We start from the raw sequence: 16,070 nt of genomic DNA, 5'->3' as shown, positions 1-16,070 counted from the left end.
ACCAAGGAAGACACCGTGCCGCACCGGCACGGGATGTCTGTGGCAGGGCCCAGCGCGGTCCGCAGACCACGACTGCATAAGGAGAAAGAGCAGATGGCAAAGCGCAGCAAAGCATATGAGGCAGCTGCCGCCAAGATCGACGCGAACAAGCAGTACGCGCCGGTAGAGGCAGTGGCCCTGGCGAAGGACACCAACCCTTCGTCGTTCGACGCAACGGTTGAGGTGGCTTTCCGCCTCGGTGTTGACCCCCGTAAGGCAGACCAGATGGTGCGCGGCACCGTCAACCTGCCGCACGGCACCGGTAAGACCAAGCGCGTCCTGGTTTTCGCAACCGGTGACAAGGCTGAAGCAGCAATCGCTGCCGGCGCTGACTTCGTCGGATCCGACGACATGATCGAGAAGGTAGCCGGCGGCTGGGTCGATTTCGACGCAGCTGTCGCCACACCGGACCTCATGGGCAAGGTCGGCCGTCTCGGAAAGGTATTGGGTCCCCGTAACCTCATGCCTAACCCCAAGACCGGCACCGTGACCCCCGACGTCACGAAGGCTGTCACCGACATCAAGGGTGGAAAGATCGACTTCCGCGTCGACAAGCACTCCAACCTTCACTTCATCATCGGCAAGGTGTCCTTCGACGCCCGCAAGCTCGCCGAGAACTACGCGATCGCGCTCGAGGAAGTACTTCGCCTGAAGCCGTCCGCCTCGAAGGGCCGCTACATCCAGAAGGCGACGGTTACCACCACCTTCGGGCCGAGCATCCCGGTTGACCCCAACGTCACCAAGGTTCTGGCAGACGCATAAGGACTGATCGAATAAAAGGCGGGTGCAGCAATGCTGCGCCCGCCTTTTTGTGTGTTCATGCGCCTGCGGATGCGTCTGCGCTGAGGAAGTGATTGACAGTTCCCAATCGGTGCACCATGATTCTTGTTATGACCACTACAGTGAGCATCCAGCCGTATGTGTTGCCCGAATCGCTGGCAGTCCCCGAGGCGCTCCCCTTCATCGCCGCTTCTGATCTGGGCAACCTCATCGAGCGGGAGGTGTGGGGTAACGAGGATCATTGCCATACGGTCGAAACGCGGTTTGAAAGCTCAAAGCCCGACGACTTTGAGGAACGCAGCATCTTCCTGGCTTACGAGGGGGGCCGGGTGGTTGGCAAGGCCGTGGTTGATGTACCTCTCAGGGACAACCTGCAGACCTGCTACTCGCTGGTCATTGTCCATCCGGAGTGCCGCAGCCAGGGATTGGGCACTGCTCTCTACGAGGCGGTTGAGAACCATGCGCGGTCATGCGGCCGGTCCACGATCATGGCGTGGACGGACCACCGGGCCGGTTTCGATACTGCCTCTGACGTGCTCATTCCGGCCACGGGCGCCGGAGCGTTCCCCGCGAAGTCGCTGCCCGCACGATTCGCCACAGGACACGGTTTCACCCTGGCGCAAGTGGACCGCTGCAGTCTCCTGCCTGTCGGCCGGGACAATGGCAGGCTGAAGGTGCTCGCCGCGGACGCCGCGCGGACCGCGGGACCGGATTACGCCGTCGTCGACTGGGTTGATCACTGCCCGGGTGATCTGCTGGAGGAGTACGCCCAGCTGCGCAAAACCATGAGCACCGATGTTCCGCTGGGTGAGCTGGACTGGGAAGAGGAATGCTGGGATGGATCCCGCGTGCACGAGGACGAGGGCCGTCTGGTGCGCCAGGCCGGAAGCAGCCTCGTCCGGGCGGTGCTGCACAAGCCGAGTGGCAGGCTGGTGGGCCACACCATCCTGGAGAGGCGCGGGGAGAAGCCTGACATCGTGTATCAGGAAGACACTCTGGTGCTGTCCTCGCACCGGGGGCACCGCCTCGGGATGTGGCTCAAGGCCGCCAACCTGCTCGCCGTCGTCGACGTCTGGCCGGAAGTACAACGCATCTACACCTGGAACGCAGAAGAGAACAGACACATGCTGGACGTGAATATCGAGCTGGGATTCAGTCCCGTTGGCTACACGGCGGCGTGGCAGAAGAAACTGAAGACTTCGTGATGTCACAGGGCGGGGCTGCCGATTTGGCCGCCCCGCCGCTGTCCCGTAAGCTTGTAGCACCAAAGACCGTCGGTCGATGAACACCCCAAGCCTGAATTTCTGTTCAGCTTTGCGGTGTCCATCTGAAAGTTCCCGTCAGGGCGGCCAGCGCAGGTGAACGAAGCTCTTCCTTCCGCAGAACATCGCGTTCTGCCCAGGTCTTGCCCCGTGCATCTGCGCGGGGCGTTTTTTATTGGAACCGCTCACCGGCACCAATACCCCGGAAGGAGGGTTATGGCAACGCCAACAAAGGTTACGGCCGTGGATGAGATCACAACTGATTTCAAGGAATCCACTGCTGCTGTCCTAACCGAATACCGTGGGCTCTCCGTTGCACAGCTCAAGGAACTGCGCCGATCGCTCGGTGCGGAAACCAAATACGCTGTCGTCAAGAACACCCTGACTGGCATTGCAGCCAAGGAAGCCGGCATCGATGCGTTCGATGGCCAGCTTGCCGGCCCCACTGCAATTGCTTTCATCAAGGGTGACGCAGTTGCTGCGGCAAAGAGCCTGACGGATTTCGCAAAGACCAACCCACAGCTCGTCATCAAGACCGGTTACTTCGAGGGCAAGGCCCTCGACGCTTCGGCGGTAGCCGCTCTTGCTGCTCTTGAGTCGCGTGAGTTCCAGCTGGCCCGTGTTGCTGGTGTCCTCAAGGCACCCATGTCAGCACTTGCCCGCACCGTCGATGCACTGCGCATCAAGTTGGAGGAGAACGGGGACGCTGCACCTGCGGCAGCCGCCGAAGCTCCCGCGGCAGAGGAAGCACCCGCAGCGGCGGATGCCGCTCCTGTCGAGGCTGCCGAAGAAGCAGCTGCCCCCGAAGAGAAGTAATTCTCTCACCCACCAAACTCCCGGTGCCGCGCGCACCATATCAGGAAGGATGCTTTTGCCATGGCGAAGCTCACCAACGAAGAGCTCATTGAAGCCTTCAAGGAACTGTCCATCATCGAACTCTCGGACTTCGTAAAGCTGTTCGAAGAGACCTTCGACGTTACCGCTGCTGCTGTTGCAGTTGCAGGCCCCGCCGGTGGCGGCGCAGGCGAAGCTGCTGAGGAAGAGAAGGACTCCTTCGACGTCGTCCTCGAAGCAGCCGGCGACAAGAAGATCGCAGTCATCAAGGAAGTTCGTGCCCTCACCTCGCTGGGCCTGAAGGAAGCCAAGGACGTTGTCGACAGCGCCCCCAAGGCTGTCCTCGAAGGCGCCAACAAGGAGACGGCAGAGAAGGCCAAGGAAGCCCTCGAGGCCGCCGGCGCCACCGTCACCCTCAAGTAAGTTCCTCGAACTTCACAAAACAGCCCCGGAACCAGCTGGTTCCGGGGCTGTTTTGTTGTCTCTGTAAGTGGTCGTGTTTAGCTGCGGTAGAGCAGCAGCGCCTCGCCCTGGCCGCCGCCGCCGCAGAGTGAAACCGCAGCCTTGCCGCTGCCCCTGCGCTGCAGTTCCATTGCGGCGTGAAGTGCAAGCCGGGCTCCGGAAGCACCGATGGGGTGACCGAGGGCGATCGCTCCGCCGTGAATGTTGCACTTGTCGAGGGGCAGGTCGAGTTCCTTGAGTGATTGGCACGCAACGGACCCGAAGGCTTCGTTGATCTCCACAAAGTCGAGGTCGTCGGTGGTCCATCCCGCGCGTTCCAGCGCCTGGCTGATTGCCCGTGAGGGCTGGGAATGGAGGGAGTTGTCTGGGCCGGCTACCTGGCCCGGGCGCCCGACCACGGCGAGGACCTCCCAGCCGTTGGCCTCCGCGTTCCGGCGGGAAGTAAGCACCAGCGCGGCCGCGCCGTCGGACAGGGGAGAGGAGTTCCCGGCGGTGATGGTGCCGTCCTTGGCGAAGGCCGGCTTGAGCCCCGCGAGGGTCTCGACAGTGGTGTTGGGCCGCACACCTTCATCCGTGGACACGACGAGGTCATCGCCCTTGCGCTGCGGTACGTGCACAGGGACGATCTCGTCTTTGAAGACGCCGGATTCAGTGGCAGCGGCTGCACGCTGGTGCGATAACGCTGCTACCTCGTCCTGGGCTGTGCGGTCGATGCCGAGCCCGGTGTTGCCGCGCTCGGTTGAGGCACCCATCGATTCCTGGTCGAAAGCGTCAGTGAGGCCATCGTGGGCAACGGAGTCAACGGCCGGCATGGTCCCATAGGTCCAGCCCTGGCGTGCGCCCGGCAGCAGGTGCGGGCCGCGCGTCATGGATTCCTGACCGCCGGCGACGACGACGCTCGCCTCGCCGCTGCGGATCAGCCGGGCGGCGTCGATGACCGCGGTGAGGCCGGAGAGACAGACCTTGTTGAGCGTGACGGTCGGGACATCCCAGCCGATACCCGATTTGATGGATGTCTGCCGTGCTGGGTTCTGGCCGCAGCCGGCCTGCACCACGTGGCCCATGATCACGGAATCCACATCGGCGGCTGCGACGCCGGACCGCTCGAGGGCTCCGGCAACGGCGAAGGTGCCAAGTTCGACTGCCGTGAAGGCCGCCAGTTGTCCATTGAGTCGGCCTGTGGGCGTGCGCGCACCTCCCACGATGACGACGTCCTGGGGGTCTTGCTCGAGGCTGTTCATGGGGTTTCCGCTCGCTTTCGTCATTGAATTGCATGCATGGCGCTACCTATGCCTCTATTTTCAAGGCTACCGGAGGGTAGTTCTATTCCAGCTAATGAACATTCACTGAAACTTCTTCTCCACCTTCCCTCCGTGGCCCCCTCCATGGCCGATGCCCCACTCAACCCATATACCACATCCGGTTGGACATTGTCGCTACCCTGACGTACAGTAGATATTTGCGTCTTCCCTCATAACCTCAGCCTTCATATAGCGGTGGGCTTTGCCACGCGTTCGTCATTTAACGGATAGTCCCGTCGGTTTCCCTAGTCGGTTTCCCTGTGGGTTGTTTCCGGTGAGCGAATGCAGGCGTCAGGTTGGCACCGACACGGTGCGGGGAGTGATCGTAAGAACACGCCTGTTGGTCTGTGGAAGGATCCCTCTTGGTCGCCCCGAGCACCTCACTTAATGCAACCGCTACCAGCCAGGTCGACGCCGACGGCGCCGCACCCCGGCTTTCATTCGCAAAGATTCACGAACCGCTGGATGTTCCCAATCTTCTCGCCCTTCAGACAGACAGCTTTGACTGGCTTGTCGGCAACGAGCGCTGGAAGGCGCGAGTAGAAGAGGCGCTGGAGCAGGGCCTCCAGGGCGTGGCCACCACCTCCGGCCTGGCTGACATCTTTGAAGAGATCTCTCCGATCGAAGATTTCCAGGGCACCATGTCCTTGAGCTTCTCGGAGCCTGAATTCGCTGACCCGAAGTACACCATGGCCGAGTGCAAGGACCGCGACGCAACCTACGCGGCGCCGCTGTACGTCAAGGCCGAGTTCATGAACAACAACACGGGCGAGATCAAGCAGCAGACCGTGTTCATGGGCGACTTCCCGCTGATGACGGAGAAGGGTACGTTCGTCATCAACGGCACCGAGCGTGTCGTTGTTTCCCAGCTCGTTCGTTCCCCGGGTGCCTACTTTGAGCGCACCGCGGACAAGACCAGCGACAAGGACATCTTCAGCGCGAAGATCATCCCCTCGCGCGGTGCCTGGTTCGAGCTGGAAATCGACAAGCGCGACCAGGTCGGCGTACGCCTCGACCGCAAGCGCAAGCAGTCCGTTACCGTTCTCCTGAAGGCGCTCGGCTGGACCGAAGGCCAGATCCTCGAGACGTTCGGCGAGTACGACTCCATCCGCGCGACCCTCGAGAAGGACGCCACGGAGACCCAGGAAGATGCCTTGCTGGACATCTACCGCAAACTCCGTCCGGGAGAGCCGCCCACAGTCGAGGCTGCCAAGACGCTGCTGGATAACCTGTACTTCAACTCCAAGCGCTACGACCTCGCCAAGGTTGGCCGTTACAAGATCAACCGCAAGCTCGGCATCGACAAGAACCTGGGCGATTCCGATGCCTCGGTCCTGAACATCGATGACATTGTCGCGATGATCAAGTTCCTGGTTGCCCTCCACGCCGGTGAGACCACCCTGACGGGCAAGCGCGACGGCGAAGACGTCGAGCTGCGCGTTGAGGTTGACGACATCGACCACTTCGGCAACCGTCGTATCCGCGCTGTCGGTGAGCTCATCGAGAATCAGGTCCGCACCGGGCTGTCCCGCATGGAGCGCGTTGTCCGTGAGCGGATGACCACGCAGGACGTCGAAGCGATCACTCCGCAGACCCTGATCAACATCCGTCCCGTGGTCGCCGCGATCAAGGAGTTCTTCGGAACCTCCCAGCTGTCGCAGTTCATGGACCAGAACAACCCGCTCGCCGGCCTGACGCACAAGCGTCGTCTGTCCGCGCTGGGCCCGGGTGGTCTGTCCCGTGACCGCGCCGGCATGGAAGTCCGTGACGTCCACCCCTCGCACTACGGACGTATGTGCCCCATCGAAACCCCTGAAGGCCCGAACATCGGTCTGATCGGTTCGTTGGCGTCCTACGGCCGGATCAACACGTTCGGCTTCATTGAGACCCCGTACCGCAAGGCCGAAAACGGCATTGTCACGGACCAGATCGACTACCTCACGGCAGACGACGAGGTCGAGCGACTGATCGCCCAGGCAAACGCGCCGCTCGATGCGAACGGCAAGTTCGTCGAAGACATGGTCCTCGTCCGTACCCGTGGTGGTTCCGGCGAGCCTGTGCTGGTCGCAGCGTCTGACGTTGAGTACATGGATGTCTCCCCGCGCCAGATGGTGTCGGTCGCTACGGCGATGATTCCATTCCTCGAGCACGACGACGCCAACCGTGCGCTCATGGGCGCCAACATGCAGCGTCAGGCTGTTCCTCTTCTCCGTTCCGAGCGTCCCCTCGTGGGAACCGGCATGGAAAGGAACGCCGCTGTTGACGCCGGTGACGCCGTGACTGCCAACAAGGCCGGTGTGGTTTCCGAGGTTTCGGCTGACCTGGTGACGGTGCTGAATGATGACGGTACCGAGACCAACTACCCGATCATGAAGTTCGCACGCTCCAACCAGGGCAACGCCTACAACCAGCGCGTGCTGGTTGCCGAGGGCGATCGCGTCGAGTACAACACGATCATTGCCGACGGCCCGTCCACCGATCAGGGTGAACTGGCACTCGGCAAGAACATGCTCGTTGCGTTCATGTCCTGGGAAGGCCACAACTTCGAGGACGCGATCATCCTGTCGCAGCGCATCGTCTCCGACGATGTTCTGACCTCGATCCACATCGAGGAGCACGAAGTTGATGCCCGTGACACCAAGCTTGGTGCCGAGGAAATCACGCGTGACATCCCGAACGTCTCTGAAGAGGTCCTTGGTGCCCTCGACGAGCGCGGCATCATCCACATCGGTGCAGAGGTCGAAGCAGGAGACATCCTGGTCGGCCGTGTTACTCCGAAGGGTGAAACGGAACTGACCCCGGAGGAGCGCCTGCTGCGCGCCATCTTCGGTGAGAAGAGCCGCGAGGTCCGCGACACGTCCCTGAAGGTTCCCCACGGCGAATCGGGCACCGTTATCGGCGTCCGTATCTTCGACCGCGACAACGACGACGAGCTGCCCCCGGGCGTCAACCAGCTGGTCCGCGTCTACGTTGCCCAGAAGCGCAAGATCACCGACGGTGACAAGCTCGCCGGCCGTCACGGCAACAAGGGTGTCATCTCCAAGATCCTGCCGATCGAGGACATGCCGTTCCTCGAGGACGGAACCCCTGTAGACATCGTCCTGAACCCGCTGGGTGTTCCAGGCCGTATGAACGTCGGACAGGTTCTCGAGATCCACCTCGGCTGGGCTGCCAAGCAGGGCTGGAAGATCGAGGGCGAGCCCGAGTGGCTCAAGAACCTTCCGGACCTTCCGCGGGAGATCTCCTCGACCACCGTTGCAACCCCCGTGTTCGACGGCGCCACCGAGGACGAGATCGTCGGCCTGCTCGGTTCCACGAACGTGACCCGCGACGGACACCGCCTCATCGGCGAGTCCGGCAAGGCGCGCCTGTTCGACGGCCGCTCCGGCGAGCCGTTCCCGGATCCGATCTCCGTCGGTTACATGTACATCCTGAAGCTCCACCACCTGGTGGATGACAAGATCCACGCCCGGTCCACCGGCCCGTACTCGATGATCACGCAGCAGCCGCTGGGTGGTAAGGCACAGTTCGGCGGACAGCGCTTCGGTGAGATGGAAGTTTGGGCCCTCGAGGCCTACGGTGCGGCCTACACGCTGCAGGAACTCCTGACCATCAAGTCGGATGATATCCACGGACGCGTCAAGGTGTACGAGGCAATCGTCAAGGGCGAAAACATCCCCGAACCGGGTGTTCCGGAATCCTTCAAGGTTCTGATCAAGGAAATGCAGTCGCTGTGCCTGAACGTGGAAGTCCTCTCCACCGACGGCACCACGATTGAGATGCGTGACTCGGATGAAGAAGTCTTCCGGGCCGCGGAAGAACTGGGCATCGACCTCTCACGGGCCGAGCCGAGTTCTGTCGAAGAGGTCTAGCCGTTCACGCGCCGAACCGGCGTTCGAACGCGGCCAACGAAATTCCGGCGGCCGCGGACGGCCTTGGAATATTAAAGGCCGCTTCCTCGAACACCGGTACGGCGCAGGGCTTGACCCTCGCCGCACCCCATAAGACTTTTTGAATTAGAGAATAAAGAGAGACAGGGACCACATGTCCAGCGAATCCTCATTCGGCCTCATGCGAATCGGCCTGGCCACCGCGGAAGAGATCCGCGGCTGGTCGTACGGCGAAGTCAAGAAGCCGGAAACCATCAACTACCGCACGCTCAAGCCCGAGAAGGACGGACTCTTCTGCGAGAAGATCTTCGGCCCTTCCCGCGACTGGGAATGCTACTGCGGCAAGTACAAGCGAGTGCGCTTCAAGGGCATCATCTGTGAGCGGTGTGGCGTTGAAGTCACCCGTGCAAAGGTACGCCGCGAGCGCATGGGCCACATTGAGCTCGCCGCTCCTGTTACGCACATCTGGTACTTCAAGGGTGTTCCCTCACGCCTTGGCTACCTCCTTGATCTTGCACCGAAGGACCTCGAGAAGGTCATCTACTTCGCCGCATACATGATCACCTCGGTTGACGAGGAAAACCGCCACGCCGAACTGCCGAACCTCCAGGCCGAACACGACCTCGAGAAGAAGCAGCTCGTCGACCAGCGTGACTCCGACATCGCCGCGATTGCCCGCGACCTCGAGAACGAGCTTGCCCGTCTTGAGGGTGAAGGCGCCAAGGCTGCCGACAAGAAGAAGGCACGCGACTCCGCTGACCGCCAGATGGCGAACCTTCGCAAGCGGGCCGATGCCGAGATCGAGCGCCTCGAGCAGGTCTGGGACCGGTTCAAGAACCTCAAGGTCGCTGACCTTGAAGGTGACGAGGGCCTGTACCGCGAACTGCGCGACCGCTACGGTCTGTACTTCGAAGGCTCCATGGGAGCAGAGGCGATCAAGAAGCGCCTCGAGAACTTCGACATGCAGGCTGAGGCAGAGCTGCTTCGCGACATCATCCAGAACGGCAAGGGCCAGCGCAAGACCCGCGCCCTGAAGCGCCTGAAGGTTGTCAACGCGTTCCTCACCACCACCAACAGCCCGCTGGGCATGGTGCTCGACGCCGTACCGGTGATCCCGCCGGAACTGCGTCCGATGGTGCAGCTGGACGGTGGCCGCTTCGCGACCTCCGACCTGAACGACCTGTACCGCCGCGTGATCAACCGCAACAACCGCCTGAAGCGACTGCTTGATCTTGGGGCTCCCGAGATCATCGTGAACAACGAAAAGCGCATGCTCCAGGAAGCTGTTGACTCGCTGTTCGACAATGGCCGCCGCGGCCGTCCGGTCACCGGACCGGGTAACCGCCCGCTCAAGTCGCTCTCCGACATGCTCAAGGGCAAGCAGGGTCGTTTCCGTCAGAACCTGCTCGGCAAGCGCGTCGACTACTCGGGCCGTTCGGTCATCGTCGTCGGCCCGCAGCTGAAGCTGCACCAGTGTGGTCTGCCCAAGCAGATGGCCCTGGAGCTCTTCAAGCCGTTCGTGATGAAGCGCCTGGTTGACCTCAACCACGCACAGAACATCAAGAGCGCCAAGCGCATGGTCGAGCGTTACCGTCCGCAGGTTTGGGATGTCCTCGAAGAGATCATCACCGAGCACCCTGTGCTGCTGAACCGTGCACCTACCCTGCACCGCCTCGGCATCCAGGCGTTCGAACCGCAGCTGGTTGAAGGCAAGGCCCTTCAGCTCCACCCGCTGGTCTGCGGTGCGTTCAACGCTGACTTCGACGGCGACCAGATGGCAGTTCACCTGCCGCTGAGCCCGGAGGCCCAGGCTGAAGCACGCATCCTGATGCTGTCCTCGAACAACATCCTGAAGCCTTCTGACGGCCGCCCGGTCACCCTGCCTTCACAGGACATGATTATCGGTTTGCACCACCTCACCACCAAGCGTGAGGGTTCGGCAGGGGAGGGGCGCGTCTTCTCCAGCCCTGCTGAGGCAATCATGGCGTTCGATTCCGGCGAGCTGCACCTGAACTCGGTTGTGAAGATCCGCGTTCCGAACTTCGTTCCGGGTCCCGACACCGTAGCCCCTGAGGGCTGGGAAGAGGGCACCCCCGCGCTGATCGAAACCTCGCTCGGCCAGGTGCTGTTCAACGAGACGCTGCCCGAGGACTACCCATGGGTGGACAAGGTTGCGGACAAGGGCCAGCTCTCCACGATCGTCAACGATCTCGCGGAGCGCTACCCGAAGGTTGTCACCGCGGCGACGCTGGACAACCTGAAGGATGCCGGCTTCTACTGGGCAACCCGCTCGGGCGTCACCGTAGCCATTTCCGACATTTCCGCGCCCATCAACAAGGCCGGAATCATGGAGGGTTACGAGACGCAGGCCGCCAAGGTCCAGGCACAGTTCGACAAGGGCCTCATCGCTGATGAGGAGCGTCGTCAGGAACTGATCGACATCTGGAACAAGGCGACCAACGAGGTTGCTGAGTCCATGCGCGGCGCTATGCCGAAGGACAACACCATCAACCGCATGGTGTCCTCCGGTGCTCGCGGTAACTGGCTGCAGGTTCGTCAGATCGCGGGTATCCGTGGTCTGGTGGCAAACCCCAAGGGTGAGATCATCCCGCGTCCGATCAAGTCCTCCTACCGTGAGGGCCTGTCGGTTCTGGAATACTTCATCGCCACGCACGGTGCCCGTAAGGGTCTTGCAGATACCGCTCTGCGTACCGCGAACTCGGGTTACCTGACCCGTCGTCTCGTGGACGTGTCCCAGGACGTCATCGTCCGCGAGGACGATTGCGGTACCGAGCGCGGCCTGAACGTCACCATCGCTGTACCGAACCACGACGGCGAGCTCGTCCTGCATGAGGAAGTCGAGAACTCGGCTTACGCACGCACGCTGGCCACCGACGTCGTTGATTCCAACGGTGAGGTGCTGGCTCCTGCGGCTTCCGACGTCGGCGACGTGCTGATCAGCAAGCTGTTCGCAGCCGGGGTGACGGACATCAAGGTGCGCTCGGTCCTGACCTGTGAGTCCAGCGTCGGAACCTGTGCGCTGTGCTACGGACGCTCGCTGGCAACCGGCAAGACCGTGGACATCGGTGAGGCAGTCGGCATTATCGCCGCGCAGTCCATCGGTGAGCCCGGTACCCAGCTGACCATGCGTACCTTCCACACCGGTGGTGTTGCTTCCGCTGAGGACATCACCCAGGGTCTGCCCCGTATCCAAGAGCTCTTCGAAGCGCGTACACCCAAGGGTGTCGCGCCGATCTCGGAGGTCGCCGGACGGGTCACCATCGAGGACGCAGAGAAGCAGCTGCGCCTCGTGGTTACTCCGGACGACGGATCCGAAGAGATTGCCTACCCGGTCCTGCGGCGCGCACGCCTGCTGGTTGCCGACGGCGATCACGTCGAGGTCGGCCAGCAGCTGGTCTTCGGTGCGGTTGATCCCAAGCAGATCCTCCGCATCCTCGGCCCGCGCAAGGCCCAGGAATTCCTGGTGGACGAGGTCCAGCGCGTGTACCGCAGCCAGGGCGTAGGCATCCACGACAAGCACGTGGAAGTCATTGTCCGGCAGATGCTGCGCCGGGTCACCGTCATCGAGTCCGGCGACTCCGACCTGCTCCCCGGTGAGCTGGCCGAGCGTCGCCGCTTCGAGGACGAGAACCGTCGCGTGGTGTCCGAGGGCAAGAAGCCGGCGTCCGGCCGGCCCGAGCTCATGGGTATCACCAAGGCATCGCTCGCCACGGAGTCCTGGCTGTCGGCCGCTTCCTTCCAGGAGACCACGCGTGTTCTCACGCAGGCCGCCATGGAAGGCAAGAGCGACCCGCTGCTCGGCCTCAAGGAGAACGTCATCATCGGTAAGCTCATCCCGGCCGGCACCGGTCTGGATCGCTACACGAAGATCACGGTCGAGCCCACCGAAGAAGCCAAGGCAAACCTGTTCACCGGTCCGAGCGCGTTCAGCGACTTCGACTACGCAGGTGTCGACGGCGGACTCAGCCCTGAGTTCCACGCCATCCCTCTGGATGACTACGACATGGGGTCGAGCGACTTCCGCTGATAAGGCCGGTAAGAGCTCGCACTGATTGAGCGGAGGGGCCCGGACCGCAGTTTCCTACTGCAGGCCGGGCCCCTTTGCTGTGTGCTTTACCATGCTGCTTTTGACGGCGGCAAGCCCGCCGCGTGCAATCTGTTAGACTTGTCTGGAATTGTTTGTGTGGCAGTGGATTGGCGTCTCTTCGGACGTATCTCCGTGTTGTAGGGAACTTGTACAACGAATGCCACATTTTTGCACGCCTACGGTCGTTTTGCTTACAACTTCAGTAGGCACTCCAAACGACTGACAAGCTTCGCTTGATGCGGCCGGCCTCGTGCCGGCGGCGGGATGCGGAGTCAGCAGAGATCTGATCTCAAGACAACATACGGAGAACTGAGAAGTGCCTACCATTAACCAGCTGGTCCGTAAGGGCCGGTCACCTAAGGTCTCCAAGACCAAGGCGCCCGCACTGAAGGGCAGCCCCATGAAGCGCGGTGTCTGCACCCGCGTTTACACCACCACCCCGAAGAAGCCGAACTCGGCTCTGCGGAAGGTCGCGCGCGTCCGCCTCAACGGTGGCATCGAAGTAACTGCCTACATCCCGGGCGTCGGCCACAACCTCCAGGAGCACTCCATCGTGCTCGTACGCGGAGGTCGTGTGAAGGACCTTCCCGGTGTGCGTTACAAGATCGTCCGTGGCGCACTGGATACCCAGGGCGTAAAGAACCGCAAGCAGGCTCGCAGCCGCTACGGCGCAAAGATGGAGAAGAAGTAATATGCCTCGTAAGGGCCCGGCCCCGAAGCGGCCGCTCGTTGTAGATCCCGTCTACGGTTCGCCCCTGGTCACCCAGCTGATCAACAAGGTGCTCGTCGACGGCAAGAAGTCCACCGCTGAGCGCATCGTCTACGGTGCCCTCGAAGGCGCCCGCGCCAAGAGCGGCGGCGATCCGGTTGCAGCACTCAAGAAGGCTATGGACAACGTCAAGCCCACCCTTGAGGTTCGCTCCCGCCGTGTTGGTGGAGCCACCTACCAGGTTCCCGTTGAGGTCAAGCCGGGCCGTTCCACGGCCCTCGCCCTCCGCTGGTTGGTCGGTTACTCGAAGGCGCGCCGCGAGAAGACCATGACCGAGCGTCTCCAGAACGAGATCCTCGATGCTTCGAACGGTCTGGGCGCCGCTGTGAAGCGCCGCGAAGACACGCACAAGATGGCTGAGTCCAACAAGGCCTTCGCTCACTACCGCTGGTAATCGCGCTGCCGATACCTCACTCCCGCTTCGGTGGGAGTGAGGTATCGCGGCGGTCCAGTAGAACTCCACCTTAGAAAAGGGAGACACCGTGGCACAGGACGTGCTTACCGACCTCAACAAGGTCCGCAATATCGGCATCATGGCCCACATTGATGCCGGCAAGACCACTACTACCGAGCGCATCCTGTTCTACACGGGTGTAAACCACAAGATTGGCGAGACGCACGACGGCGCCTCGACGACTGACTGGATGGAACAGGAAAAGGAACGCGGCATCACCATCACCAGCGCCGCGGTGACCTGCTTCTGGGAACAGAACCAGATCAACATCATCGACACCCCCGGTCACGTTGACTTCACTGTCGAGGTAGAGCGCTCGCTGCGCGTCCTCGACGGTGCAGTTGCAGTGTTCGACGGCAAGGAGGGCGTTGAGCCCCAGTCCGAGACCGTCTGGCGTCAGGCTGACAAGTACGAAGTTCCCCGCATCTGCTTCGTCAACAAGATGGACAAGCTGGGCGCTGACTTCTACTTCACCGTTGACACGATCATCAGCCGCCTCGGCGCCAAGCCGCTGGTCATGCAGCTGCCGATCGGTGCCGAAAACGACTTCGTCGGCGTCGTCGACCTCCTTTACATGCGCGCACTCGTGTGGCCCGGTGACTCCAAGGGTGACGTGACCATGGGCGCCAAGTACGAGGTCCAGGAGATCCCGGCTGACCTCCAGGCCAAGGCTGAGGAATACCGCGCAGCACTGGTCGAGGCCGTTGCCGAGTCCTCCGACGAGCTGATGAACAAGTACCTTGAGGGCGAAGAGCCCACAATCGAGGAACTCAAGGCCGGCATCCGGAAGTTGACCATCAACTCCGAGATCTACCCCGTTCTCTGTGGCTCTGCGTTCAAGAACCGCGGCGTACAGCCGATGCTCGATGCCGTCATCGACTACCTGCCCTCCCCGCTGGACGTGCCGCCCATGGTCGGACACGATCCCCGCGACGAGGAAGCAGCGCTGACGCGCAAGCCGAGCACCGAGGAACCATTCTCGGCACTCGCGTTCAAGGTAGCGACTCACCCGTTCTTCGGCCAGCTGACGTTCATCCGGGTCTACTCCGGCCACGTCACCGCAGGCACCGGGGTCGTGAACTCGACCAAGGGCAAGAAGGAACGCATCGGCAAGCTCTTCCAGATGCACGCCAACAAGGAAATTCCTGTTGACGAAGCCTTCGCCGGCCACATCTACGCGGCTATCGGCCTGAAGGACACCACCACCGGTGACACCCTGTCCGATTCAAGCAACCAGATCGTCCTCGAGTCGATGAGCTTCCCGGAGCCGGTCATCTCGGTTGCGATCGAGCCGAAGACCAAAGGTGACCAGGAGAAGCTTTCGACGGCTATCCAGAAGCTCTCGGCTGAGGATCCCACCTTCCAGGTATCCCTCAACGAGGACACCGGCCAGACGATCATCGCCGGCATGGGCGAGCTCCACCTCGACATCCTGGTGGACCGCATGCGCCGCGAGTTCAAGGTTGAGGCGAACGTCGGCAAGCCTCAGGTTGCTTACCGCGAAACCATTCGCGGTACGGTGCAGAAGCACGATTACACCCACAAGAAGCAGACGGGTGGATCCGGACAGTTCGCGAAGATCCAGATCATGATCGAGCCGATGGATACTTCCGAAGGAGAGCTGTACGCCTTCGAGAACAAGGTCACCGGTGGTCGTGTTCCGCGCGAGTACATCCCCAGCGTCGATGCAGGCATCCAGGATGCCCTCAACGACGGCATCCTGGCTGGATACCCGGTGGTCGGCATCAGGGCAACGCTGCTTGACGGCGCGTACCACGATGTTGACTCCTCCGAAATGGCCTTCAAGATCGCCGGTCGCATGGCGTTCAAGGAGGCAGCCCGCATGGCAAAGCCCGTGCTGCTCGAACCGCTGATGGAGGTGGAAGTCCGCACACCCGAGGAATACATGGGTGATGTGATTGGCGACCTCAACTCCCGCCGCGGCCAGATGCAGTCCATGGAGGACGCGAGCGGTGTCAAGGTCATCCGTGCGCACGTGCCGCTGTCCGGCATGTTCGGCTACATCGGCGACCTGCGCTCGAAGACCCAGGGACGCGCTGTCTACTCAATGCAGTTCGACAGCTACTCGGAGGTCCCGAAGGCAGTAGCCGACGAGATCATCCAAAAGACCCGCGGAGAGTAATCCCGGCTCGTCCGGACCGCAATTTCAC

General features: G+C 61.9%; 10 protein-coding genes. 9 read left to right on the top strand and 1 reads right to left on the bottom strand.

All coding sequences use genetic code 11. The features are described 5' to 3' along the window. Positions 1-93 precede the first annotated feature (93 nt). From rplA to rplL, 4 genes are all read left to right on the top strand, one after another. Entirely contained in the window at positions 94-801 is a 708-nt protein-coding gene (gene rplA / locus AC4D1W_RS06510) for a 50S ribosomal protein L1 (RefSeq protein ID WP_490889700.1), read from the top strand. Between the two features lie 128 nt (positions 802-929). Then, positions 930-2,024 carry a GNAT family N-acetyltransferase gene (locus tag AC4D1W_RS06505; RefSeq protein WP_490898175.1) on the top strand — a complete coding sequence of 365 codons (1,095 nt, stop codon included), beginning with the start codon at positions 930-932 and terminating at the stop codon, positions 2,022-2,024. A gap of 273 nt (positions 2,025-2,297) precedes the next feature. Next, positions 2,298-2,897: a 50S ribosomal protein L10 gene (rplJ, locus tag AC4D1W_RS06500; RefSeq protein WP_490889696.1), complete on the top strand. Its 600-nt coding sequence runs from the start codon at positions 2,298-2,300 to the stop codon at positions 2,895-2,897. A gap of 60 nt (positions 2,898-2,957) precedes the next feature. After that, positions 2,958-3,338 (top strand): 50S ribosomal protein L7/L12, encoded by a 381-nt coding sequence (gene rplL, locus AC4D1W_RS06495; RefSeq protein WP_490889694.1) that lies wholly within the window; start codon positions 2,958-2,960, stop codon positions 3,336-3,338. Between the two features lie 77 nt (positions 3,339-3,415). Here rplL and AC4D1W_RS06490 read toward each other — a convergent pair whose 3' ends face one another. After that, on the bottom strand, positions 3,416-4,618 hold the full coding sequence (locus AC4D1W_RS06490) for an acetyl-CoA C-acetyltransferase (RefSeq protein WP_490889692.1): 1,203 nt from the start codon (positions 4,616-4,618) through the stop codon (positions 3,416-3,418). A 422-nt stretch (positions 4,619-5,040) separates the two neighbouring features. Between AC4D1W_RS06490 and rpoB the strand changes: the two genes are divergently transcribed. The 5 genes from rpoB (at position 5,041) to fusA (ending at position 16,042) form a co-directional block, all read left to right on the top strand. Next, on the top strand, positions 5,041-8,550 hold the full coding sequence (rpoB, locus tag AC4D1W_RS06485; RefSeq protein ID WP_490889690.1) for a DNA-directed RNA polymerase subunit beta: 3,510 nt from the start codon (positions 5,041-5,043) through the stop codon (positions 8,548-8,550). 172 nt (positions 8,551-8,722) lie between these two features. Then, positions 8,723-12,616, top strand: a complete 3,894-nt coding sequence (locus tag AC4D1W_RS06480; RefSeq protein ID WP_490889688.1) for a DNA-directed RNA polymerase subunit beta' — start codon at positions 8,723-8,725, stop codon at positions 12,614-12,616. 376 nt (positions 12,617-12,992) lie between these two features. Continuing rightward, positions 12,993-13,367 (top strand): 30S ribosomal protein S12, encoded by a 375-nt coding sequence (gene rpsL, locus AC4D1W_RS06475; protein ID WP_026545668.1) that lies wholly within the window; start codon positions 12,993-12,995, stop codon positions 13,365-13,367. Between the two features lies 1 nt (position 13,368). Beyond that, entirely contained in the window at positions 13,369-13,839 is a 471-nt protein-coding gene (gene rpsG / locus AC4D1W_RS06470) for a 30S ribosomal protein S7 (protein ID WP_043440595.1), read from the top strand. 88 nt (positions 13,840-13,927) lie between these two features. Beyond that, the gene (gene fusA / locus AC4D1W_RS06465) at positions 13,928-16,042 is read left to right on the top strand and encodes an elongation factor G (RefSeq protein WP_490889685.1); all 2,115 of its coding nucleotides are present in this window, start codon (positions 13,928-13,930) and stop codon (positions 16,040-16,042) included. The last annotated feature ends 28 nt before the right edge of the window (positions 16,043-16,070 follow it).

This window comes from Arthrobacter sp. TJ-170 (assembly GCF_058269305.1).
The sequence above is the reverse complement of the archived record's forward strand: the minus strand, read 5'-3'. Positions and strand labels throughout refer to the sequence as shown.